Source organism: Catellatospora methionotrophica (genome assembly GCF_011297335.1).
In the GTDB taxonomy this organism is placed as follows: domain Bacteria; phylum Actinomycetota; class Actinomycetes; order Mycobacteriales; family Micromonosporaceae; genus Catellatospora; species Catellatospora methionotrophica.
Genome location: NZ_JAAOTJ010000029.1, coordinates 15071 through 36978, shown reverse-complemented (window position 1 = coordinate 36978; position 21908 = coordinate 15071). Strand labels below are relative to the sequence as shown.

Here is a 21908-nt window from a genome sequence, read left to right as displayed (position 1 = left end):
ACATCGACTCCGATCGCCGGATTTTCGATGAGATAGGCCAGCGTCTACAAAAGGCGGCGGGTCGGGTGGCCGGTGTCCCACCGGGCTGGCAGGATCTGGCGGTGAGCCGAACCCCCCAACCCCGCCGTGGCAAGGACGTTCCGGAGCAGCTCGGCTTCGATCTGATGCCTGAGCGCCTGTTCGTGTGCACCCCGAGCAAGCTCTCGTCGTACGCCGACTGCCCCCGCCGCTACCGGCACACCTACCTCGACCGGCCCGCCCCGCAGAAGGGGCCCGCCTGGGCGCACAACTCGCTCGGCGCGAGCGTGCACACCGCGCTGCGCAACTGGTGGGACGTGCCCGTGGAGCGGCGGAACAGCGCCGCCCTGCCGCGCCTGCTCAAGGCGACCTGGGTACGCGAGGGCTACCGCGACGACGAGCAGGAGCGGGCGGTGTACGAACGCGCGCTGGGCTGGCTGGAGGCGTACACCGCGGAGCTGGATCCGGAACTCGACCTGCTGGGTGTGGAGCGCACCGTGGCGGCGAAGACGGCCGTGCTGGCGCTGAGCGGCCGGGCCGACCGCATCGACGCGCGCAACGGCGAAGCCGTGATCGTCGACTACAAGACCGGCCGCACCGGCCTGGACGCCGACGACGCCCGCGGCTCGCTGGCCATGGCGCTGTACGCGTTCGCCGCCGAGCGGGTGTTCCGCCGTCCCTGCCGCACCGTCGAGCTGCATCATCTGCCGACCGGCACGGTCGCCGCGCACCAGCACACCCCGGAGTCGATCGCCCGGCACGTCAAGCGTGCCGAGGACACCGCCGGTGACATCGTGGCGGCGGAGAAGGCCCTGGCCGACGGCACGCCGCCCGACGAGGCCTTCCCGGTCCGGCCGAGCAGCCTGTGCAGCTGGTGCGACTTCCGGCGGGTGTGCCCGGCGGGCGCGGACGCGCCGGTGAAGGAGACCTGGGCCGCGGTGGAGACGGCGACCGTCTGAGTCAGGCGGGGGTGCGGTCCTCGGCGGCGAGCCGCTGGCAGGACGGGCACAGGCCCCAGTAGGTGACCTCGGCCTCGTCGAGGGCGAAGCCGTGGGTCTGGCTCGGGTCGAGGCACGGGGCCTGCCCGGTGGCGCAGTCGACGTCGGCGATCGCGCCGCAGCCACGGCAGACGATGTGGTGATGGTTGTCGCCGCTGCGGGCCTCGTAGCGGGCCGGGGAGCCAGCCGGTTCGATGCGCCGGGCCAGGCCCGCGCGGGCGAGCGCGCCGAGCACGTCGTAGACGGCCTGGATGGAGACGGAGTCGAGGCGCTGGCGCGCCTGCCGGGTGATCTCCTCGACTTCGAGGTGGCCGCCCTGGCCGAGGATGTCGAGCACGGCGAGGCGCGGCCGGGTCACCCGCAGGCCCCGCGCGCGAAGGAGAGCCTGAGGCTCGATGTCGCCGGTCATGACCACCATTTCAGCAGCTAACTTGGATCCTCTCAAGAAAAGGTCCGATTTACGTGGTCTGCGACACGGGCCATTCCCCCTCTGTCCCATCGACGTGGGCGGGTCTAGGCTCACCATGACCTTGGGTACGCACCCCCGGAATCCACGTGGAGGCACAGTGTTCGAGGAACTGCTCGGCCTGCCGGCTCACCCCCTGCTCGTGCACGCCGCAGTCGTCTTCGCCCCGCTGCTGATCGCCGCAGTGGTGGTCTACGCGTTCGCGCCGTCGGTCCGCCGCTTCATCGGCTGGGCGGTGCTGCTGCTCGCGGTGGGCGCGCCCATCGCGCTGTGGTTCGCGCGCCAGAGCGGCGAGGCGCTGTTCACGACGCTGGTCGAGAAGGGCTACCCGCCGCAGATCCTGGCCCAGGTCGACCTGCACAAGGACTACGGCGACGCCGCGGCCTGGGCGGGCACCCTGCTGGGTGTGCTGGCCATCGCGCTGGTGCTGTTCACCCACTCCGCCGCGAAGAAGCCCGCGACCAGCGGTTCGCGCGCCATCGGCTGGGCGCTGATCGCGCTGAACCTGTTCGCCGCCGCGGCCACCGCGTACTACGTGTTCAAGACCGGCGACACCGGTGCCCAGGCGGTGTGGAGCAACATCTGACCGTCAGGTCCGCCACTGCACGCAGGCGACAAGGATCAGCACGATGCCCGCGGCGATGCCGAGCGCGTTGGTGAACCGGTCCGCGCGCTCCTCGGCCAGATCGATCGCGTCGTGGTCCAGGGCGGGCAGCGGACGCGGGGCGACCGTGCGCGGCGCCACCGCCGGATGCCAGCCTGGCGGGGGCTGCACCGCCGGAGGCGGCCCGGGGTACGCGGCTTCGGCTCGATCAGCGTCGGCCCCGCTGTCGGACGGGTTGGGCCGTCGCCACTGGTCGTCGGCGGGCCGGGTCACCACGGCTGCCCTATGCTGCGAGGGTGAGCACTGAGGCTGGGTTCGGCGGTCGCGACGACGACCGGGTGGTGGAACTCGACGACGACACGCCCGTGCTGCCCGACCAGACCCGTGAGGACACCGACCGGGGTTGGGGCGAGCGGTCGTGGAGCAACGACGACCGGCTGCGTGACGAGCGCCCGCCGCACTGGGACTGACCGCAGGCTACGGCGGGAGCGGAGCTGACGCACCGCCGCACTATAGCGCGCAAACGGACATTGCGGGCGAACCTCAGGAGCTGCCGCTGCTCGCGCTCGACGATGCCGAGGTGGTGGACGACGACGTGCTGCTGCTCGACGAGGAACCGCTGCTCGAGGAACCGCTGCTCGACGAGCTGCTGCCCGACGAGCTGCCGGCCGCTGCCGGGGTGGTGCCGGAGCCGCTGCCGCGCGAGTCGGTGCGGTAGAAGCCGGAGCCCTTGAAGACCACGCCGACCGAGGAGAACAGCTTGCGCAGGGTGCCCTCGCACGTCGGGCACTCGGTCAGCGGCTCGTCCGCGAAGGACTGCACGGCCTCCAGCTGGTGACCGCAAGCGGTGCAGGCGTACTGGTAGGTGGGCACGTTCCCCTCCATGATCATTTCTGGCACTCGGGTATACCGAGTGCTAATAGTGCCTGACCGCCCCGCGACGTGCCAAGTGGCTGTCGCCGATCACACTGTCGGCGTCAGCCGGGAATGCGCCGCAGGCCGCTGGGCAGCAGTACGCCGCCGACCCGCTGGTCGTGTGCCTGCGCGGGGACCTCGTCGACCAGTTCGCCGTCGTACAGCAGCGCGATGACCGGCGTGTCCCCGGCGACCCTGGCCAGGGCCCGGTCGTAGCTGCCCCCGCCGCGGCCCAGCCGCACCCCGCGCCGGTCCACGGCGACGGCCGGGACCAGCACGAGATCAGCGAAGGTGATCCCGGTCACTCCGGTGCGCCGGCCGGTCGGCTCGCGCAGTCCCCGCGCGGCGGGCACCAGCGAGTCCGGCCCCTCGTATCGGGCCCAGTCGAGGTCACGGTCGGGCAGCAGCACCGGCAGCAGCACGCGGGCCACGCCGGGCGTGGCGGCCAGCCGTCCGGGCAGCTCGGGGCCGCCGGGTTCGCCGGTCATCGGCACGTACGCGCACACCGTCACCGCCGCGTCCGGGGAGATCAGTTCGGGCAGCCGCTCGGCGAGCGCCGCGTCGAAGCCGGTGCTCGCGTCACCGAGTGCGCGCCGGGCGGCGAGTACGGCAATGCGCAGGTCGCGCTTGATGGCGGACGGTGTGGTCACCGGGCGCTCGCGGCGCGGCGGGGGTCTGCCGGGTCGGTTACTGACAAAACGGAATATTCACTCATAACGTCCTCAGGTTGCACAAGCGTCGCATCCTAGTCCCGCGTTCGCCGTTGAAGCCGATGACTTCACCGCCGCCGAGGGGGAAAGTGTGACACTGCGCGCACGGCTCACCACCGCCTTCCTGGCGGTGGTCCTCAGCCCCGTCCTGCTGGGCGCCTTCTTCGTCGGCACTATGGTCAGCAAGGTGTCCCACGAGCGGGCCACTGAACGGCTGGCCGTGGCCGCCGGCTCGGTGCGCACCTCGGTCGGCGCGCTCTGCGGCCAGCTGCGCGCCGTCGCCGAGGGCGTCGCCGCCGCACCCGCCGACCAGCGCCTGGCCACCGCCGAGCGCATGGTCGCCGCGGGCCTCGCGGGCGGCGTCCACATCGACACCGGCGTCGACGGCGTCACCACCGCCCAGGCCCCGGCCCCGCCGTGGGCCGACTGCTCCGGTCCGGACCCGCAGGTGCGGCCCGACGCGGTGGCCGGTTTCGAGGCGCTGTCGGCCCGCGTGCCGCTGGCCGGCCCGAACGGCGAGCCGACCGGCACCGTCTCGGCCGCCCTCACCGTCGACGGCGACCTCATCCGCCGCCTCGCCCAGGCCAGCGGCGCACAGCTGACCCTGCTGCCCGGAGCCGGTGTCCCCGCGACAGCCGACCCCGACCAGCCCACCGGCGACGACCCCGGCGCGGCCGACCCGGACGGCACGGCTGGCACGGACGGCACGACCGGCGGCGCGCCCGGCGACGACCTGACCGGCGAGGACACGACAGATGACATCGAGGGCGCGGGTGCCATCGGCGGGATGCCCGGCGCGGTGCCCGGCGGCATCGGCGCGGCCCCGGCCGGGGCGACGGCGGCGCAGCCCGGTGACCTGACCGGCGGGGCGCTGCCCCTCGACCCGACCGCGGACGGCCCCGGCACCGCCGTCACCGGTGCGGGCGCGGCCCTGGGCGGCACCGCACCGGGCGGCACCGGCGCGGACACGGCGCTGGGCGGACCCGGCACCGGGGTCGGCGCTGTCCCGGACGGCGCGGGCGCCGGGACGGACGACGTAGCCGACGACACGGGTGATGCGGTCGGGGGCGAGTTCGGCCGCGAGGTCGACCTGGCTCCGGCTCCCGAGGAGACGGGTTCCGGCGGGCCGGTGCACACCACGATGCTCGGCGCGGACGCGGCGACCATCAGCGGGTACGCGGGCAAGCTCCGCGACGGAGCGACCGGCTCGGCCGACAACGGCCACCTGGTGGCGCGGGTCGGTCCGGTGGCGGGGGAGCCGCTGCCGCTGGCGGTGTCGCTGCCCGCGCGGCCGCCGACCGGCCTCTACCTGCTGCTCACCCTGGTCGTCCTGATCACCGCCGGGGTCGCCGTGTCGGTCGCCTGGTGGCTGGCGAAGACCGCCACCGAGCCGGTGGTCGAGCTGGCCGCGGCCGCCGACCGGGTCGCCGGGGGCGACCTGGACGCCCGGGTGCCGGTACGCGGCAACGACGAGATCGCGCGGATGGCCACCGCGTTCAACCACATGACCCGCGAGCTGCACACCTACGTGGCGGCCCTGACAGCCAGCCGGGACCAGCTGCGCGGGCACCTGGGCGTGCTCGGCGACACCCTGTCCAGCACCCATGACCTGGACCGCATCCTGCGGGTCATCCTGCAGACCGCCCGGCACGCGACCGGCGCGTCGGCCGGCATGGTGCTGCTGGCCGACCCGGCCACCGGGGCGCTGGTCGGCCAGTGCACCGAGGGCCTGCCCGAGCAGTGGACCACCGGCGAGCGGGGCACCCTGCGCGTGCCGTACGGGCTGGGCCTGACCGGCCTGGTCGCGGCCACCGGCGTGCCGAGGCTGGGCCGCATCGAGCGGGACGGCCCGCGGCTCGATCCGGGCGAACCGGACTGCCGCACGTACATGGTGGTGCCGTTCTCGGCCCCGGGGCTGGGCGAGGCGAGCGCGTTCCCGCAGCCGGGGGCGCTGCCCGCGGCGCGCGGCGTGCTGGCCCTCTACGACCGGCTGGGGCGCGACGAGTTCGACGACTCCGACCTGGTCACCCTGCGCACGTTCGCCGGTCAGGCCGCGGTCGCGGTCGACAACGTGCGCGTACACGAGGAGGCGCAGCGGCTGTCGGTGACCGACCCGCTGACCGGGCTGTTCAACTACCGCTCGCTGCGTGACTCGCTGCGCCGGGAGTCCGAGCGGGCCGTGCGCTTCGGCCGCAGGCTGTGCGTGCTCGCCCTGGACCTGGACCGGTTCAAGGAGATCAACGACACCTACGGCCATGCCGCCGGGGACGCCGTGCTCGCCGAGTTCGCCCAGCGCATCCGGTACGAGATCCGCGAGGTCGACGTGGCCTTCCGGCACGGCGGCGAGGAGTTCGTGGTGCTGCTGCCGGAGACCGACGAGGTCGGCGGCGTCGCCGTGGCCGAGCGGCTGTGCGAGTCGGTGCGCCGCGAGCCGATCGTCGTGCCCGCCCGCGACGGCGGACCAGACCTGTACGTCAACATCACGGTCTCGATCGGACTGGCCGTGCTGCCCGACCACGGCCAGCAGGGCGCGGGAGTGCTCCAGGCGGCCGACGAGGCCCTGTACGCGGCCAAGGCCGCCGGGCGTGACACGTTCCAGGTTGCGCTGCCAGGTGGGGTTCTGTGCCCATCCGGCGGTGTGTCGAGCAGCCCACAAGCCCCTCGACAGGCTCGCGGCCGTTAGTCTCGCGACATGTCGGAGCACACCCCCCACGCACAAGCGCACGGTCAGCGGGCCACCAAAGCGGTCATTCCCGCGGCTGGTCTGGCGACGCGGTTCCTCCCGGCCACCAAGGCGGTGCCCAAGGAGCTGCTGCCCGTCGTCGACCGGCCCGTTCTGCAGTACATCGTGGAGGAGGCGTCGCGGGCAGGCATCAACGACGTCCTGCTCATCACCGGTCGTGGCAAGACCAGCATGGTCGACCACTTCGACCGCCAGCCCTACCTGGAGGCGCGGCTGGAGGCCAAGGGCGACATGGAGCGCCTGGCGGCGGTCCGCGGCACGTCCGAACTGGCCGAGATCTACACCTGCCGCCAGGGCGAGCCGCTGGGCCTGGGCCACGCGGTCTCCTACGCCGAGTCGCACGTCGGCGACGCGCCGTTCGTGGTGCTGCTCGGTGACGAGTTCACCGAGGAGTCGCAGCCGCTACTGCCGCAGATGATCGAGCTGCAGTCGCGCACCGGCGGCATCGTGCTGGCCTTCATCGAGATCCCCGACGACCAGGTCAACCGGTACGGCATCGCCTCGGTGTCGGACGCCGGTCCCGACTACGCCGACGTGGAGAACGTCGTGCGGGTCACCGGGCTGGTCGAGAAGCCCGCCATCGGGGAGTCCCCGAGCAACCTGGCCGTCGTCGGGCGGTACGTGCTGCCGGGCGCGATCTTCGACGCGATCCGGCGCACCAAGCCGGGCAGCGGCGGCGAGATCCAGCTCACCGACGCGATGGCGCTGCTGCTGGCCGAGGGCACCCCGGTGCACGGCATCGTGTACCGCGGCCACCGCTACGACACCGGGATGCCGCTGGGCTACCTGCAGGCCGTCGTACAGCTGGCCAGCGAGCGCGACGACCTCGGCCCGGCGTTCACGCAGTGGCTGAAGTCGTTCGTCGCTGGTCTCGACGGCAATGCGGGGAAGGCCGCCTGACATGACCGCCACGGTCAGGTCCACTCCGGACCCCGTCCAGCTCGACGCGGCCGCGGCCGCGGGCGAGCTGACGCCACTCGCCGACTACCTGGGCAGCGTGCTGCGCAGGTTGCGGGCGTTGCCGGCGTTGGATCTGGACCTGACCCAGGCGCATGGCAACGTGCTGGCCGACAACGTGCTGGCCGCCCACCCGTACCCGGCCTTCGACCAGGCCGCGATCGACGGTTACGCGGCCCGCTCGGAGGACATCGCGGTGGCGGCTCCGGGCCGTCCGGCCAGGCTGAACGTGGTCGGCGACCTCGCCGCGTCCAGCTGGCGCCCGGCCCGGCTCACGCCCGGCACCTGCTTCTCCGTCGCCGCCGGGGCGGCCCTGCCGCAGGCCGCCGACGTGGTGGTGCCGATCCGCTGGACCGACCAGGGCATGGCCTCGGTCGAGGTGCACCACCCCGCCAAACGCGGCTACGGCGTACGCCGCACCGGCGAGATCGTCACCGAGGGCATGGTGCTGGCCCGCGCCGGAACCACGGTCACCCCGGCACTGGTCGGGGCACTGGCCGCCAGCGGGATCGGGCACGTGATCGTGCGGCCCAGCCCGCGCGTCGTGATCGTGTCCACCGGCGACGAACTCGTCGAGGCCGGTCGCGTGTCGCAGGCCGGGCAGGTCGTCGACGTCAACTCGCACGCGCTCACCGCGGCCACCGCGGAGGCGGGCGCGCACGCGTACCGCGTGGGCATCTGCGACGACGACCCGGAGGCGCTGCGCGCGCTGCTGGAGGACCAGACGCTGCGCGCCGATCTGATCATCACCACCGGCGGCTCCGGCACCGGGCCGGGCGACATGGTGCGGCGCATCCTGTCGCGCCGCGACGGCAGCCGCGCGGGCATGGTCACCTTCACCGACGTGTCGCTGTACCCGTGCGGCACGCTCGGCTTCGGCACCGTCGGCAGCGCCGAGGAGGTGCCGATCGTGTGCCTGCCCGGCGAGCCCGGCGCGGCGCTGATCGGATTCGAGGTGCTGGCCCGCCCCGTGATCCAGGTGCTGGCCGGGGCCGAGCCGGTGTTCCGGCCGTCGGTGCGCGGCCACCTGCTGGAGACCGTCGCGTCGCCCGGCGGGCTGCGCGAGTTCCGCCCGGCGCTGGTCGCCGAGCGCCGCGGCGGCGGCTACACGGTGCAGCCGCTGCCGGGCGGTGCCCGTACCCTGGCCGGTATGGCCGAGGCTAACGGACTACTGGTGCTGGGTGAGCGGGTTACCAGCGCGGCTGCGGGCTCCACCGTGGACGTGCTGCTGCTGGACCGCCGGCGATGACGGGGCGAGAGCGCAACGGGGAGCAGGCATGAGCGCGGTGGGCTATCCCGCGGTGCTCACCGACGGGGACATCGTGCTGCGGCCGTACCAGCGCGGCGACGCCGGGTCGTGGGTCGAGGTGCGGACCTACAACGAGGCCTGGCTGCGGCAGTGGGAGGCGACGCCGCCCGCGGCCTGGGCCGAGCTGAACTCGACCGCCGCGTTCCACATGATCCGGCGGGCGATGCGGCGCGGCGCGCGGCAGGGCGAGTCGATGCCGTTCGCGATCTGCCTGCGCGAAGGCGGCCGCGAGCGCCTGGTCGGGCACATCAACCTGGGCAGCATCGTGCGCCGCGCCTTCTCGTCGGCGTACTGCGGCTACTGGATCGACTCGCGGGTCGCCGGGCGCGGCATCATGCCCACGGCGCTGGCGCTCGTCGTCGACCACGCGTTCGGGCCGGGCAGGCTGCACCGCGTGGAGGTCAACATCCGGCCGGAGAACAAGCCCAGCCGCCGTGTGGTGGAGAAGCTCGGCTTCCGCGAGGAGGGCTACCACCCGCACTACATGTTCATCGACGGCGCTTGGCGTGATCACATCGGATATGCGCTGACCTGGGAGGACGTTGCCTCCGACGGCGGCCTGCTGGCACGCTGGCGGCGCCGGCGCGGCTGAACCGGACTTCACCTTCTTACGGTGTGGCGTTACGCGATCACGTGATCACGAACGTAGGCTCCCCTCACTGGAAGTCTTACGGTGACCGATCGATCAGGCCGGCCGCCGTACCAAGGGTGACGCCGGTGGCCAGTCCACGGCGGTCCGCCGACCCGGCGGGCTGCCCGGAGCAGTCGCCGGCGCAGGGAGGGGAGAGGGTGCCGACCTCGGTGCTCCTCGCCGTCCTCGCTGCTGCGGGCCTGCTCGCTCTCGCTCCGGCGCTGGTGCGCCGGTACGACGCCACCGAGCGGCTGGTGGCCGAGCGGGCGATCTCAACCGCGCGGGTGCTGTCACGACAGCGCCGCCGCCGCACCGTGCCCGGCCGCCGCCCGATCCGGCCGCCGCGAGCGCTGTGCGCGATGCCCGTGTCCGCGCCCCCGGCCCTGCAGACGGCGCGACCCGGCGGACGGCGGTCCGCCGACGAACCCGGCAACGGCCCGTCGCGTACCCCTTTGCGGCTGGTCGGCCAGCGCGAGCGGGAGAACGCCAAGCCCCTCCGGCGGCACCGTCCGGCCGTGTACCGCCGCCGGCGGCTGCTCGCCGGGCTCGTGCTGCTGAACCTGGTGCAGCTCGCCGGGGTGCTGCTGGTCAGCCCCGGCTTCCTGATCAGCGTCTCGGTGACCGGCTCGGTGCTGCTGCTGTACGTCGCCCACCTGCGCGGGCAGGCGCTGCGGCTGGCCCGCCGCCGCCGCGCCGAGGAGCGGCAGGCCCAGTGGCTCGCCGAGCAGCAGGCCCAGGTCCGGCTCGCCCAGCGCCGCCGCGCCCTGGCCCGCCGCGAGGCCGCCCGCCTGCTCCAGGAGGAGCTGCTGCGCGCCCAGGAGGAGCTGGCCGCCCTGCAGGCCCAGGCCGACACCCTGGCCGCCGCCGCGCCCCCGCCACCCCGCGTGGCCACCATCTCCTACCGGGGCCGCCAGTCCGGCGTACGCGGCAAGCCGTACCACGCGGGCCCCGCCGCCTGACGCGTCTCCGCTCAAGATCGCCGTTTCGGGTCAGAACGTGGGGCCGGACCGCAGGTTCGGACCGGAAACAGCGATCTTCGAAGGTGACCCGCGACGCACCGGGGTATGGGTTCGCGTCCGTTCCGCGGACCTGCTAACCTTGGCCGGTCCGTTAGGCGGACCAACCGGGGGACGTGGCGCAGCCCGGTAGCGCACCTCGTTCGCATCGAGGGGGTCAGGGGTTCGAATCCCCTCGTCTCCACCAAAGAAAGCCCAGCTCGCAAGAGCTGGGCTTTCGCCGTTTCAAGGGCCATGTCCCGCCGACGCCGAAGGCCCGTGGCGGCGTGCCCACGGGCCTTCGGTGAGGACGTGCTCAGATCCAGTTGTTGCCGAGGATCATGCGTTTCTGCCAGTCCACGTACGGGATGGGTTCACCGGTGTAGATCGGGTAGAAGAAGGCGAACATGATCACGACGAGCAGCACGAACGCGCCCAGCGCCACCGAGCCGACCAGCTGTCTGTTCTCGTTCTGCGGCAGGCCCGGCGGTGAGGTCATGATCGCGCCGAAGACGAAGATGACGGCCAGGATCAGGAACGGCTCGGCCGGCATGGCGTAGAAGTAGAACATCGTGCGGTTCGGGAAGAAGAACCACGGGATCAGCGCGGCGCCGGTCATCGCCAGGATCGCCCCGGCCCGCCAGTCGCGGCGCGCGATGCCGAACCACAGCGTCGCGCCCAGCGCGGGCAGGAAACTCCACCACAGCAGCGGCGTGCCCAGCAGCAGCACCTCCGCCGCGCACTGGTCCACCCCGCAGCCGGGATCCCCGGACCAGTAGAAGGCCACCGGCCGCCCCAGCAGCAGCCACTGGATCGGCGCCCACGGGCCCGCCGACTGGTACGTGTGTTCCGAGCTGAGCCCGTTGTGGAACTTCTGCGCCTCGTCGTGGTAGTGCCACAGGCTCTCCAGCCAGTTGCCGGAGTAGTCGCGGTAGTAGCCGCCCTCGGTGAAGATCCAGCCGCTCCAGCTCGCCAGGTACACGCCCAGCACGATCGGGATGCAGGCGAGCACCCACAGGCCCTCGTCGAGGATCGTGTCGCGGATCGGGTGGCGCACCCCAGCACTGCGCCGCGCGCCGACCTCCCACCAGATGACCAGCAGCACGAACACGGGCAGGAAGGCCAGCGCCGACCACTTCACGGCCAGCGCGCAGCCCAGCAGTACCGCCGCGGCCAGCCGCCACCACGGCACCGCGAACGCCGGGCGGCTCGCGCGGCCCTTGGCGTGCGGGTCGCCGCCGCCCTCCACGAAGCGCAGCCAGCGCAGCCGCCGCTGATCCCGGTCGAGCACCAGCGCGCCGAACGCGGCCAGCAGGAAGAACATCAGGAACAGGTCCAGCAGGGCGGTGCGCGACAGCACGAAGTGCATGCCGTCGAACGCCATCAGCAGGCCCGCCGCCCCGCCCAGCACCACCGAGCCGAACATGCGCATCGCGATACGGGTGAACATCAGCACCGAGATGGTGCCGAACACCGCCGCCGACAGCCGCCAGCCCGCCTCGTTGTACCCGAGGACCTGCTCACCCAGCCCGATGATCCACTTACCGAGTGGGGGGTGTACGACATAGCCGGCAGTGCCGTTCTTCTCGTCCCACTCGAACCCCTTCTCCCACAGCCAGTGGGCGTCGGTGGCGTAGTAGGTCTCATCGAAGATCTTGCCGGGCGGCTTCGCCAGGTTGTACAGGCGCAGCACCCCCGCGAGGAAGGTGACCGCCAGCGCGGCCAGCCACGCGTGCGGGTTCAGCCGCTGCTCCAGGGGCAGCAGCCGGCGCCGAACGACACTGAGCACGTGCGGCTCGGAAGAGATGGGCGCCTGCGGGGGCACCGTCGCCGTCTGGGTCACGCCAAGGATCGTAGGCTGAAAAACTCCGAAACCGTCGCCTGAGTTCACGGTGATCGGCAAAAACGTATCGAAGGCAGGGGACAGATGGCGCAAGTCACCGGGCTGGTGCTGTGCGGCGCACCGCTGGGCAACCCCGCGGACGCCTCGGCGCGGCTGCGCCAGGTGCTCACCGCGGTCGACCTGGTCGCCGCCGAGGACACCCGGCGGCTGCTCCGGCTGGCCCGCGACCTCGACGTGGTCATACCCGGCAGGATCGTCTCGTACTTCGAGGGCAACGAGGAGCGGCGTACCCCCGAACTGGTCGAGGCGATGCAGGCCGGGCAGTCGGTGGCGCTGGTGACCGACGGCGGCATGCCCAGCGTCAGCGACCCCGGCTACCGGCTCGTCGCCGCCGCCCTGACCGCCGGGCTGCCCGTCACCTGCGCCCCCGGCCCGAGTGCCGTCACCACGGCGCTGGCGCTGTCCGGGCTGCCCTGTGACCGGTTCTGCTTCGAGGGCTTCCTGCCCCGCAAGGGCGGCGAGCGCCGCGCCCGGCTGGCCGCGCTCGCCGCCGAGGAGCGCACCCTGGTCTTCTTCGAGTCCACCCACCGGGTCAGGGACACCCTCGCCGACCTGGTGGCGGCGTTCGGCGGCGACCGCGCCGCCGCGCTGTGCCGCGAGCTGACCAAGACCTACGAGGAGGTACGCCGCGCGCCGCTGGCCGAGCTCGCCGAGCTGGAGGAGGTCCGGGGCGAGATCACCCTGGTCGTGGCCGGGGCCGTTCCGGACACCACCCGGCCCGCCGACGAGCAGCTCATCGCCGAGGTCACCGCGCTCGTGGCCGCGGGCTCGTCGCGCCGGGACGCCGCCGCCGCCGTGGCCGCCGCCCACCACCTGCCCAAGCGCGACGTCTACGACCTCTCCACCCGCCGCTGACGGCCCCTTCACGCGGCGCGTGCTGCTACGCCGGGGTTCGCGCCCCGTTTTTCCATAGACGCTGGCCTATTACATCGAGTTTGATCTACAAATACTCGATGTAATAGGCCAGCGTCTATGGAGATGGGGTGGGGGTGTGGTCAGAAGGTGGCGGCTAGGAAGCCGATGGTGATGAGGAGGGGGCCGGCGAAGGCAAGGCCGATGGCGGCGAGGCGTTCGCGGCGTTCCGGCAGGCGCAGGGCTCCGGTGGCGAAGACGATGCAGATCGAGCAGAACATCACGATCGACAGGCCGATCATCCAGCGCAGGTGCAGGCCGCCGGTGCCGTTGGTGACGTACGCCCGGTGGCTGCCCGCCCCGACCATGCGCGCCGGTGCGCTCAGCCCTTCGGCCTGACCGGGCGGGCCGAGCACGCTGACCGACTCGGCGGTGAAGTCGCGTGCCGGGGTGGCGAACTCGCCCACGCAGCGCTGCAGCAGCCCGCTGCCCGTACAGCTGGTGACGGTCAGCGTGCCGGTCTTGCCGTGCCCCACCGCCAGCCACAGCGGCTCCGCGCTGACCCAGCTGAAGAACGCGGCCACCAGCCCGAACAGGATCAGCAGCGGCATCGCTATCCCGGCCCGGCGCGGCGACCGGGGACGCCTGGCCCGCTTGCGCGCCGGGGCGGCCTCCAGCCGTCGTCTGCCGCCGTGCAGCCGCGGGTCGATCCAGCTCTCCCGTGGGACCTCCTGCACCGGCATGGTGAACGCCTCAGTGGGCGTGGAGAGCCCGGGGTGCGCGTGCGGCGGCCCCGCGACCGTGGGCCGCTGCGCCCCGGGCTGACCGAGCGCGGCGTACGCGGAGGCGGCCGCCGCCCGTGGCATGACGGCGGTGCGTTGCGGATCGGGCAGGTCGCCGTCCTCACCGTCGTGCTCGGCCAGGTCCACCGTCACGGCGTCGCGCGCGCCACGCAGCTGGCCGGGTGCGGTGGCGGGCCGCTCCACGGCACCGGCCGCCGGTGGTTCGTCGAGTAGCGCGTACTGGTCGAACGGCTCGTCCGGGTCGGCGGCGCGGGTGGGCTCGCCGAGCCAGGACGGGTTGCGGCCGCCGGGCTCGGGCAGATCGAGGTCGAAGTGCCCGGTCGGCTCGCCGAGCCACGCGGGATTCTCCCGCTCCGACGGGTACGCGGGCTCCGGTTCGCCGGTCTGGTCCGCGTCCACGACGCCGTCCGCGCGCGGTGGTGCCACCTCCTCGCCCGCCCGCTCCGGCTCGGCAGCCGGGCCGGGCACGGCGACGGGTGCCGGGGCTTCGACCACGAGGTCCTGCGGCACCGCCGCATCCGGTTCAGCGGCGTCCGGGTCGGCCGGCGACGTCGTGCCGTCCGGGCCCGCAGCTCGGCCGACTGCGCCGTCGTGGCTGTCGTGGGTAGCCGGTGGTGGGGTGGTCGCGGCGTCGGGTGCGGTGCGGCGCGGCGGGGGCGGGTCGTCGGGGCGGCGCCACGGGGCATCGGTGTCGCCGGACGACGGCAGGGCCACCAGGCCGGGCGGCGGCGGCGCGACGAGCGTGCCAGGCCGGCTCGGCCGGGAGGGAAGCGGTTCGTCGCGGGCGGGGGGCGCGCCGGGCTCTGCCCGCTGGGTGGGCTCATCGTGCGCGAGGCTGTCCACGTTATCCCTCATACTTGGTCATTTCACTCCAGTCGGACACCCGACAAGGGGATTTGCCGGGCGTGTCGTACGAGGTGACAACCGGTTCGCGCGGCAGCGGTAGCCTTCACTACGCTGGTTAGTCATGAGTCACGTTCTCGCCGCGGTCGCCTGGCCTTACGCCAACGGCCCGCGCCACATCGGTCATGTCTCCGGTTTCGGAGTGCCCTCCGACGTCTTCAGCCGGTACATGCGCATGGCGGGCCACGACGTGCTCATGGTGTCGGGCACCGACGAGCACGGCACGCCGATCCAGGTGCAGGCCGACGCCGAGGGCATCACGCCCCGCGAAGCGGTCGACAAGTACAACCGGATGATCGTCGAGGACCTGCACGGGCTGGGCCTGGCCTACGACCTGTTCACCCGGACCACCACCCGCAACCACTACGCCGTGGTGCAGGAGCTGTTCACCGCGCTGTACGACAACGGGTACGTGATCGCCAAGACCACCCAGGCCGCGATCTCCCCGTCGACCGGCCGGGGCCTGCCCGACCGGTACATCGAGGGCACCTGCCCGATCTGCGGCTACACCAGCGCCCGCGGCGACCAGTGCGACAACTGCGGCAACCAGCTCGACCCGATCGACCTGATCGACCCGAAGTCGAAGATCAACGGCGAGACGCCGGAGTTCGTCGACTCGGAGCACTACTTCCTGGACCTGTCCGCGTTCGCCGACGCGCTGGGCTCGTGGCTCGACACCCGCGAGGGCTGGCGGCCCAACGTGCTGCGCTTCTCCAAGAACCTGGTGGCCGACCTGCGGCCCCGCGCGATCACCCGGGACCTGGACTGGGGTGTGCCCATCCCGAAGGAGGGCTGGGACACCAAGCGCTTCTACGTCTGGTTCGACGCGGTCATCGGCTACCTGTCGGCCTCGATCGAGTGGGCCCGCCGCTCCGGCGACGCGGAGGCGTGGCGAAAGTGGTGGCAGTCCGAGGACGGGCTGTCGTACTACTTCATGGGCAAGGACAACATCGTCTTCCACTCGCTGATCTGGCCGGCGATCCTGCTCGGCTACGACGGCAAGGGCAACAAGGGCGGCAAGCCGGGCGAGCTCGGCGAGCTGGGCCTGCCCACCGAGGTCGTGTCCAGCGAGTACCTGACCATGGAGGGCCGTAAGTTCTCCTCGTCGCGCCGGGTCGTCATCTACGTGCGCGACTTCCTGGAGCGCTACGACGCCGACGCGCTGCGCTACTACATCGCGGTGGCCGGGCCGGAGACCACCGACACCGACTTCACCTGGGCGGAGTTCCTGCGCCGCAACAACGACGAGCTGGTCGCGGGCTGGGGCAACCTGGTCAACCGGACCGTGTCGATGGCGGTGAAGAACTTCGGCGCGGTGCCGATGGCCAGCGACCTCACGCCGGAGGACACCGCGCTGCTGGAGACGGTGCGCGGCGGCTTCGCCACCGTCGGCGGGCTGCTGGGCAACCACAAGCAGAAGGCCGCGATCAACGAGGCGATGCGCATCGTCGGCGAGGCCAACAAGTACCTGTCCGACCAGTCGCCGTGGAAGATCAAGGCGGAGGAGGACCGGCCCCGGCTGGCCACCATCCTGCACACCGCGCTGCAGGCGATCACCGACTGCAACACGCTGCTGACGCCGTTCCTGCCGCACGCCGCGCAGAAGATCCACGAGCTGCTCGGCGGCGAGGGCGTGCACGCGCCGATGCCGCAGATCGTCGAGGTGTCCGATCTCGACGGCGGCCCCGGCTACCCGATCCTCACCGGCGACTACACCGTCGGAGCGAAGTGGGAGCCGCGTGAGCTGCGCCCCGGTACGCAGCTGAGCGCGCCGACGCCGGTCTTCAAGAAGCTGGACCCGTCCATCGTGGACGAGGAGCTGGCCAGGCTGGAGAGCTAGAGCGGGTAGGCGATGTCGACGTCCTGGGCGTCGGTGACCTCGGTCGCCGGCGCCCAGGCCTCGTACACGCCCCGTTCGTAGCACTGCGCGCCGAGCGCGGCCACGTTCGTCGGGTCGGGGCGGCACAGGCGCAGCCGGACCCAGTTGCTGTCGGCCGCGAGCACGGTGCAGGGCGCGCCGCGCCAGTGCGCGTAGCGGGTACGCCGGAGCAGGGTCTCCACCGGGTAGCGGGCCGCCCGGCTCATCGCCAGCACCCGGAACTCCTCCGGCGGGTCGGCGACGGCCTCGTACTCCTCGCCGCGGAACGCGCCCACCAGGCGGCTGAACACCGTCTCGGTGCGCGGGATCGGCAGGTACTCCTGGTCCGCGCTGATCTCGCGCAGCGGGTGCAGCAGCCGCCGCCACTGCGGGCCGACCAGGCGCAGCCAGCCCCGCTGCTCGGGCTGGAAGGTGTAGAGCACGATCTCGGTGCCGTCGGGCACGTACGCGACGATGGCGGCGTGCGCGGGCAGCGGCAGGTCGGCGAAGTCCGCGGTGATCCACTCGGGGATGAGCTCGCTGCTGCTGGGCGCGAACCCGGTGCCCAGCACCGCCGCGCCGACCCGGTCGTGCGGCGGCATGGCGACCAGCCCGGCGACCGCGTCGCCGATCGACGGCATGTAGTCGCGGGCGTCGACGGCCCGCCAGCGCAGCACGTAGGCGATCTCGTCGGCGGGGTCCTGCGCGCCGGTGCCGCCCGCGCCGAGCACGGCCAGCTCCGCGGGGGTGCGCAGGTGCGCGATGTCCCACTCGCGGTAGCAGAAGCCGTGCGGCAGGCGGCCGCGCAGCAGCGCCGTGACGGTGGTCGGGTTCAGCGGCATGATCATCCGGGTGCCCCGGCGCACGGTCGCGCTGGCCCGTACGGTGCCGACCAGTTCGGCGGCCTGCCGGTCGCGGGGCGGGCGCTGGCTGAGCCGGTGCACGTGCTCCCAGCTCAACGCCCGCGACAGCGGCGCGCACAGCGGCGACTCCGGGTGCGTCGCGGCGAGTTCCTGCGCGCCCGCGGCGACCTCGGTCGCCGGCACGAACCGGTGGTACGGCCACCGGGCGGGACTGTCCAGGCGCAGGAACCCCGGCGCGGGCACCTCGCTGAACAGCTCGTACGCGGCGCCACCGGCGACCGCGTCCGCGGCGTAGGCACGGCCGTCCACGAGGACCGTGCCGCGCTCGGTGTCATTGACGGTCGTCACGAACTCTGACGCTAATCTCCGCGCGTGCCTCCCAGGTGAACACGGTCTGAACAGACGGCCGCGCGGAGGGTGACCGACCTCGCAGGAGCGGTGTCCGCGACCGGTTCCGGCGGCCCCGCCGGGCGAGATCGGCCGGATGGGATCATGGGCTGGTGACCAACGATCGCGCCGCGCGGGCCGCCGAACGCCGCTGGGAGTCCTTCCCGCCCGCCCCGGAGGCGCTGCCGCACCCCGTGCTGGACAGCCACACCCACCTCGACATCGTCGCGCGCGACGGCGGCGACCCGGCCACCCAACTCGACGCTGCGGCCAAGGTCGGCGTGGACCGCCTGGTGCAGGTGGGCGTCGACGTGGCCTCCTCGCGCTGGGGTGTGGCCTGCGCGAACGAGTATCCCGCCGTCGTCGCGACCGTGGCGCTGCACCCCAACGAAGCCCCCCGGCTGTCCGACCTGGACGCGGCCCTGGCCGAGATCGCGGCGCTGGCCGAGGACCCGCGGGTGCGCGGCATCGGCGAGACGGGCCTGGACTTCTTCCGTACGGCCGAAGAAGGGCTGGAGCCGCAGGAGCGCAGCTTCCGCGCGCACATCGCCCTGGCCAAGCGGGTCGGCAAGCCGCTGGTCATCCACGACCGCGACGCCCACGCCGACATCCTGCGGGTGCTCGACGACGAGGGCGCGCCCGAGACGGTGGTGATGCACTGCTTCTCCGGCGACGAGGCGTTCGCCGCCGAGTGCGTGCGGCGCGGCTTCGTGCTGTCCTTCGCCGGGACGGTGACCTTCAAGAACGCCCCGCAACTGCGCGCGGCCGCCGCGCTGACCCCGCCGGAGCAGATCCTGGTCGAGACGGACGCGCCCTACCTGACGCCGATGCCGTTTCGCGGGAGGCCCAACGCGTCCTATCTGATCCCGCTGACCGTACGGGCGCTCGCCGAGGCCAAGGGCATGCCGCTGGCCGAGATGTGCCACGCGATCTCCGCCAACGGCGAGCGCGTCTTCGGCCCCTGGTGAGCCTTCCCTGACATGGAGAACGCCCTGCTCCCCGGTGATCCGGGAAGCAGGGCGCCGCTGGTGCGATCAGACGGCCTTGGGGTTCGGGCCGTAGGAGTTGTCCTGCGGCTGGCCCGCGCCGACCAGCAGGGCGAGCAGCCAGAACCCGCCGATGATCGGCACGAACGAGATGAAGTACCAGCCGCCGGAGCGGCCGGTGTCGTGCAGCCGCCGCCACGTCACCGCGAGCGTCGGGATGATGGTGCCGATGAAGTACGCGATGTACAGGTAGTAGAACGCGCTGACCTCGGTGGCGCTGTACAGGCCCACGAGCGCGAACAGGATGATGACGTGGATGAGCGTGAACATCCAGAACTCCTTGCGGCGGGCGCGGCCGCCGAAGGAGGCGTACTTCTTCAGCACGTCCAGGTAGTAGCTCACTTGCGATTTCCTCCCGTGAAGGTCAAGTTCGCTGAACGTAGGCAGCTGAAGATCAACCGTCAACGGGCTGAAGGTCGACAGAGAACGGGCCGACCGGTGATCAGGTTCACCGCGTGGGCCGACCCGCTACGTCACAGGCGAGGACACGTGGGCCGGGCCGATGATCGCCGCCGCTGGCCGGGTGTCGCCGGGCACGTCTAACCTCGTCGATGTGACGACGCAGACGATCCCTTCGCCGCCAGGGCTGCCGCTGCTGGGCAACCTGCGCGAGATGAACCGGGACATGCCCGGTTTCCTGCAGCGCACGGCCCGCACCACGGGTCCGGTGAGCCGGGTGCGGATGGGCCCGCTGTCCATGCTGCTGATCGCCGATCCGCTGCTCGTACACGAGATGCTGGTCAAGCGGCCGCAGGAGTTCGCCAAGTCCTGGCGCACCACCCGCCTGCTGCAGGGCCACGTCGGCGACGGTCTGCTCACCCGCGAGGGCGCCGAGAACCGCCGCCACCGCCGCCTGGTGCTGCCGACCCTGCACACCCAGCGCATCGCGCGATACGGCGAGATCATGGTCGGCGAGTCGCAGCGGCTGCTCGGCTCCTGGGCCGACGGGCAGCGGGTCGAGGTCGTCGAGGAGATGACGCAGCTGACACTGCGGATCGTCGGGCAGTCACTGTTCACCGTGGACGACGACGGCGACGAGGTCTTCGCCGCGGTGCACGACTTCGTCAACTCGCTCAACGCGTACCTGCTGTCCTTCGGGTTGCTGCCCGGCTGGCTGCCGACGAGGACCCACCGGTGGCGCAAGGCCAGCGTGGCTCGCATGGACCGGATCTCGTACGAGCTGATCAGGCTGCGCCGCGAGCGCGGCGGCGACGGCGGCGACCTGCTCTCCATGCTGATCGGCGCGACGGACCCGGAAGGCGGTCCCGCGCTGACCGACACCGAGATCCGCGACGAGCTGCTGACCATGTTCTTCGCCGGACACGAAACCAGTGCGACAGCGCTGACCTGGGCGTTCTACGAGCTGGGTCGCCACCCGGAGATCGTGGCGAAGCTGCGCGCCGAGCTCGCCGCGGTGCTCGGCGAGCGCCCCGCCACCATGGCCGACCTGCCGCACCTGCCCTACCTCGGCCAGGTCGTCAAGGAGACGCTGCGCCGCTGGCCGCCCGGCTGGATCTTCGACCGCACCCCGCTCGTCGAGACGCAACTCGGCGGCCACACCGTCACGCCGGGACAGATCCTGTTCTTCAGCCCGTACGTCATCCACACCGACCCGGCGTACTGGCCCGAGCCCGAACAGTTCCGCCCCGAGCGGTTCGCGCCGGGCACGGAGATCGCCCGCGAGGCGTACCTGCCGTTCGGGGACGGCCCGCGCATCTGCGTCGGCAACCGCTTCGCCGAGGCCGAGATCGCCCTCGTGCTCGCCACGCTGGTGCCCCGGGTGACCCTCGAACCGGTCTCCGACCAGCCCGCGCAGCTGTCCGGCCAGGCCACCATCCGGCCCAAGGGCGGCCTGCGCATGACGGTGCGCCGCGTCGCCGACACCGCCCGATAGCCTGATGGCGTGACCGTTGAACAGGCAAGACTGCTCGGCCCGGCGGAGATCCGGGAGCTGGCCGCGCGGCTCGGCGTCGCGCCGACCAAGAAGCTCGGGCAGAACTTCCTGCACGACCCCAACACCATCCGGCGCATCGTCGCCGCCGCCGAACTCGACCCGGCCGACGTCGCGCTCGAGGTCGGCCCTGGGCTGGGCTCGCTGACGCTGGGGCTGCTGCCGTACGCGGCGCACGTGCACGCGGTCGAGATCGACCCGCCGCTGGCCGCGGCGCTCGGCGCGACCGCCGCCGAACGTGCCCCCGGGCTCGTCGACCGGCTCACCATCCACCACGGCGACGCCATGCGGGTCACCGCCGCGGAGTTCGACCCGCCCCCCACGGCGCTGGTGGCGAACCTGCCGTACAACGTCGCCGTACCGGTGGTGCTGCACCTGCTGGCCGAGCTGCCCGGCATCCGGCACGGCCTGGTCATGGTGCAGAAGGAGGTCGCCGACCGGCTCACCGCCGCGCCCGGCAGCAAGATCTACGGCATCCCGTCGGTGAAACTCGCCTGGTACGCCTCGTCCCGCCAGGCGGGCAAGGTGCCGCCCCCGGTGTTCTGGCCGGTGCCCAACGTGGACTCCGGCCTGGTCTCGTTCACCCGCCGCGAACCGCCCCGCGACGACGTGCCCCGCGACGCGGTGTTCGCCGTCGTCGACGCGGCGTTCGCCCAGCGCCGCAAGACCCTGCGCGCCGCACTGGCGGGCTGGGCAGGCAGCGCCCCGGCCGCCGAGACCCTGCTCCGCAAGGCGGGCATCGACCCGTCCGCCCGCGGCGAGATGCTCGACGTCCACGCCTTCGCGGCCCTGGCCGCCGCGAAGCTCTGACCCACCCCCGCCCCGCCCCGCCACTGCCCCGCCCCGCCGCCGCATCCCGACGCGCGCTGCATAGACGCTGGCCTATCTGGATGAGTTCGATCACGAAATCGTCATCCAGATAGGCCAACGTCTACATAAGGCGGGGGGCGGGGGAGTGTGTGGGCGGGCCGTGGGCAGGGGTGGGGGGAGCGGGGT

At 72.6% G+C, this 21908-nt stretch carries 21 protein-coding genes and 1 tRNA gene; 14 read left to right on the top strand and 8 right to left on the bottom strand.

Annotated features, from left to right (window positions below; all coding sequences use genetic code 11):
* Positions 1–164 precede the first annotated feature (164 nt).
* The gene (locus tag HAV40_RS34910; RefSeq protein ID WP_166388591.1) at positions 165–977 is read left to right on the top strand and encodes a RecB family exonuclease; all 813 of its coding nucleotides are present in this window, start codon (positions 165–167) and stop codon (positions 975–977) included.
* Between the two features lies 1 nt (position 978).
* On the opposite strand, the gene HAV40_RS34905 is transcribed toward HAV40_RS34910, so the two are convergent.
* The gene (locus tag HAV40_RS34905; protein ID WP_409365016.1) at positions 979–1434 is read right to left on the bottom strand and encodes a Fur family transcriptional regulator; all 456 of its coding nucleotides are present in this window, start codon (positions 1432–1434) and stop codon (positions 979–981) included.
* 148 nt (positions 1435–1582) lie between these two features.
* Here HAV40_RS34905 and HAV40_RS34900 point away from each other — a divergent pair, with 148 nt between their 5' ends.
* On the top strand, positions 1583–2068 hold the full coding sequence (locus tag HAV40_RS34900; RefSeq protein ID WP_166388562.1) for a DUF2231 domain-containing protein: 486 nt from the start codon (positions 1583–1585) through the stop codon (positions 2066–2068).
* 3 nt (positions 2069–2071) lie between these two features.
* On the opposite strand, the gene HAV40_RS34895 is transcribed toward HAV40_RS34900, so the two are convergent.
* On the bottom strand, positions 2072–2362 hold the full coding sequence (locus HAV40_RS34895) for a hypothetical protein (RefSeq protein ID WP_166388561.1): 291 nt from the start codon (positions 2360–2362) through the stop codon (positions 2072–2074).
* 20 nt (positions 2363–2382) lie between these two features.
* Here HAV40_RS34895 and HAV40_RS34890 point away from each other — a divergent pair, with 20 nt between their 5' ends.
* Positions 2383–2556, top strand: coding sequence for a hypothetical protein (locus tag HAV40_RS34890; RefSeq protein ID WP_166388560.1), 174 nt, complete (start codon positions 2383–2385; stop codon positions 2554–2556).
* Positions 2557–2629: 73 nt separating this feature from the next.
* Here HAV40_RS34890 and HAV40_RS34885 read toward each other — a convergent pair whose 3' ends face one another.
* Together HAV40_RS34885 and HAV40_RS34880 are read right to left on the bottom strand one after the other, a co-directional pair.
* The gene (locus HAV40_RS34885; protein ID WP_166388559.1) at positions 2630–2959 is read right to left on the bottom strand and encodes an FmdB family zinc ribbon protein; all 330 of its coding nucleotides are present in this window, start codon (positions 2957–2959) and stop codon (positions 2630–2632) included.
* Between the two features lie 104 nt (positions 2960–3063).
* Positions 3064–3651: a 5-formyltetrahydrofolate cyclo-ligase gene (locus HAV40_RS34880; RefSeq protein WP_239086997.1), complete on the bottom strand. Its 588-nt coding sequence runs from the start codon at positions 3649–3651 to the stop codon at positions 3064–3066.
* A 151-nt stretch (positions 3652–3802) separates the two neighbouring features.
* Between HAV40_RS34880 and HAV40_RS34875 the strand changes: the two genes are divergently transcribed.
* The 6 genes from HAV40_RS34875 to HAV40_RS34850 all read left to right on the top strand — a co-directional run bounded on the left by HAV40_RS34875 (position 3803) and on the right by HAV40_RS34850 (position 10554).
* The gene (locus HAV40_RS34875) at positions 3803–6394 is read left to right on the top strand and encodes a GGDEF domain-containing protein (protein ID WP_239086996.1); all 2592 of its coding nucleotides are present in this window, start codon (positions 3803–3805) and stop codon (positions 6392–6394) included.
* A 9-nt stretch (positions 6395–6403) separates the two neighbouring features.
* Positions 6404–7354 (top strand): UTP--glucose-1-phosphate uridylyltransferase, encoded by a 951-nt coding sequence (locus tag HAV40_RS34870; RefSeq protein ID WP_166388558.1) that lies wholly within the window; start codon positions 6404–6406, stop codon positions 7352–7354.
* A 1-nt stretch (position 7355) separates the two neighbouring features.
* Positions 7356–8660 carry a molybdopterin molybdotransferase MoeA gene (locus HAV40_RS34865; RefSeq protein ID WP_166388557.1) on the top strand — a complete coding sequence of 435 codons (1305 nt, stop codon included), beginning with the start codon at positions 7356–7358 and terminating at the stop codon, positions 8658–8660.
* Positions 8661–8688: 28 nt separating this feature from the next.
* Positions 8689–9312, top strand: coding sequence for a GNAT family N-acetyltransferase (locus HAV40_RS34860; protein WP_166388556.1), 624 nt, complete (start codon positions 8689–8691; stop codon positions 9310–9312).
* Positions 9313–9509: 197 nt separating this feature from the next.
* Positions 9510–10310 (top strand): divisome protein SepX/GlpR, encoded by an 801-nt coding sequence (gene sepX, locus HAV40_RS34855; protein ID WP_166388588.1) that lies wholly within the window; start codon positions 9510–9512, stop codon positions 10308–10310.
* Positions 10311–10477: 167 nt separating this feature from the next.
* A tRNA-Ala gene (locus HAV40_RS34850) sits at positions 10478–10554 on the top strand.
* Positions 10555–10662: 108 nt separating this feature from the next.
* Here HAV40_RS34850 and HAV40_RS34845 read toward each other — a convergent pair.
* The gene (locus tag HAV40_RS34845) at positions 10663–12189 is read right to left on the bottom strand and encodes a dolichyl-phosphate-mannose--protein mannosyltransferase (protein WP_239086995.1); all 1527 of its coding nucleotides are present in this window, start codon (positions 12187–12189) and stop codon (positions 10663–10665) included.
* A gap of 84 nt (positions 12190–12273) precedes the next feature.
* On the opposite strand from HAV40_RS34845, the gene rsmI reads away from it, so the two are divergent.
* Complete coding sequence (gene rsmI / locus HAV40_RS34840) at positions 12274–13104, top strand: 16S rRNA (cytidine(1402)-2'-O)-methyltransferase (protein ID WP_166388555.1); 831 nt, start codon at positions 12274–12276, stop codon at positions 13102–13104.
* 140 nt (positions 13105–13244) lie between these two features.
* Here the strand turns inward: rsmI and HAV40_RS34835 are convergent, their stop codons facing one another.
* Entirely contained in the window at positions 13245–14747 is a 1503-nt protein-coding gene (locus HAV40_RS34835) for a hypothetical protein (RefSeq protein WP_166388554.1), read from the bottom strand.
* 124 nt (positions 14748–14871) lie between these two features.
* On the opposite strand from HAV40_RS34835, the gene metG reads away from it, so the two are divergent.
* On the top strand, positions 14872–16647 hold the full coding sequence (gene metG / locus HAV40_RS34830; RefSeq protein ID WP_166388553.1) for a methionine--tRNA ligase: 1776 nt from the start codon (positions 14872–14874) through the stop codon (positions 16645–16647).
* On the opposite strand, the gene HAV40_RS34825 is transcribed toward metG, so the two are convergent.
* On the bottom strand, positions 16644–17876 hold the full coding sequence (locus HAV40_RS34825) for a hypothetical protein (protein ID WP_239086994.1): 1233 nt from the start codon (positions 17874–17876) through the stop codon (positions 16644–16646). The two genes, metG and HAV40_RS34825, sit on opposite strands and share 4 nt — an antisense overlap.
* 152 nt (positions 17877–18028) lie before the next feature.
* Between HAV40_RS34825 and HAV40_RS34820 the strand changes: the two genes are divergently transcribed.
* Positions 18029–18883, top strand: a complete 855-nt coding sequence (locus HAV40_RS34820) for a TatD family hydrolase (protein WP_166388552.1) — start codon at positions 18029–18031, stop codon at positions 18881–18883.
* A 66-nt stretch (positions 18884–18949) separates the two neighbouring features.
* On the opposite strand, the gene HAV40_RS34815 is transcribed toward HAV40_RS34820, so the two are convergent.
* Complete coding sequence (locus HAV40_RS34815) at positions 18950–19303, bottom strand: DUF805 domain-containing protein (protein ID WP_166388551.1); 354 nt, start codon at positions 19301–19303, stop codon at positions 18950–18952.
* 211 nt (positions 19304–19514) lie between these two features.
* On the opposite strand from HAV40_RS34815, the gene HAV40_RS34810 reads away from it, so the two are divergent.
* Both HAV40_RS34810 and rsmA read left to right on the top strand, forming a co-directional pair.
* On the top strand, positions 19515–20855 hold the full coding sequence (locus tag HAV40_RS34810) for a cytochrome P450 (protein ID WP_166388550.1): 1341 nt from the start codon (positions 19515–19517) through the stop codon (positions 20853–20855).
* Positions 20856–20864: 9 nt separating this feature from the next.
* Complete coding sequence (gene rsmA, locus HAV40_RS34805; RefSeq protein WP_239086993.1) at positions 20865–21722, top strand: 16S rRNA (adenine(1518)-N(6)/adenine(1519)-N(6))-dimethyltransferase RsmA; 858 nt, start codon at positions 20865–20867, stop codon at positions 21720–21722.
* Positions 21723–21908 lie beyond the last annotated feature (186 nt).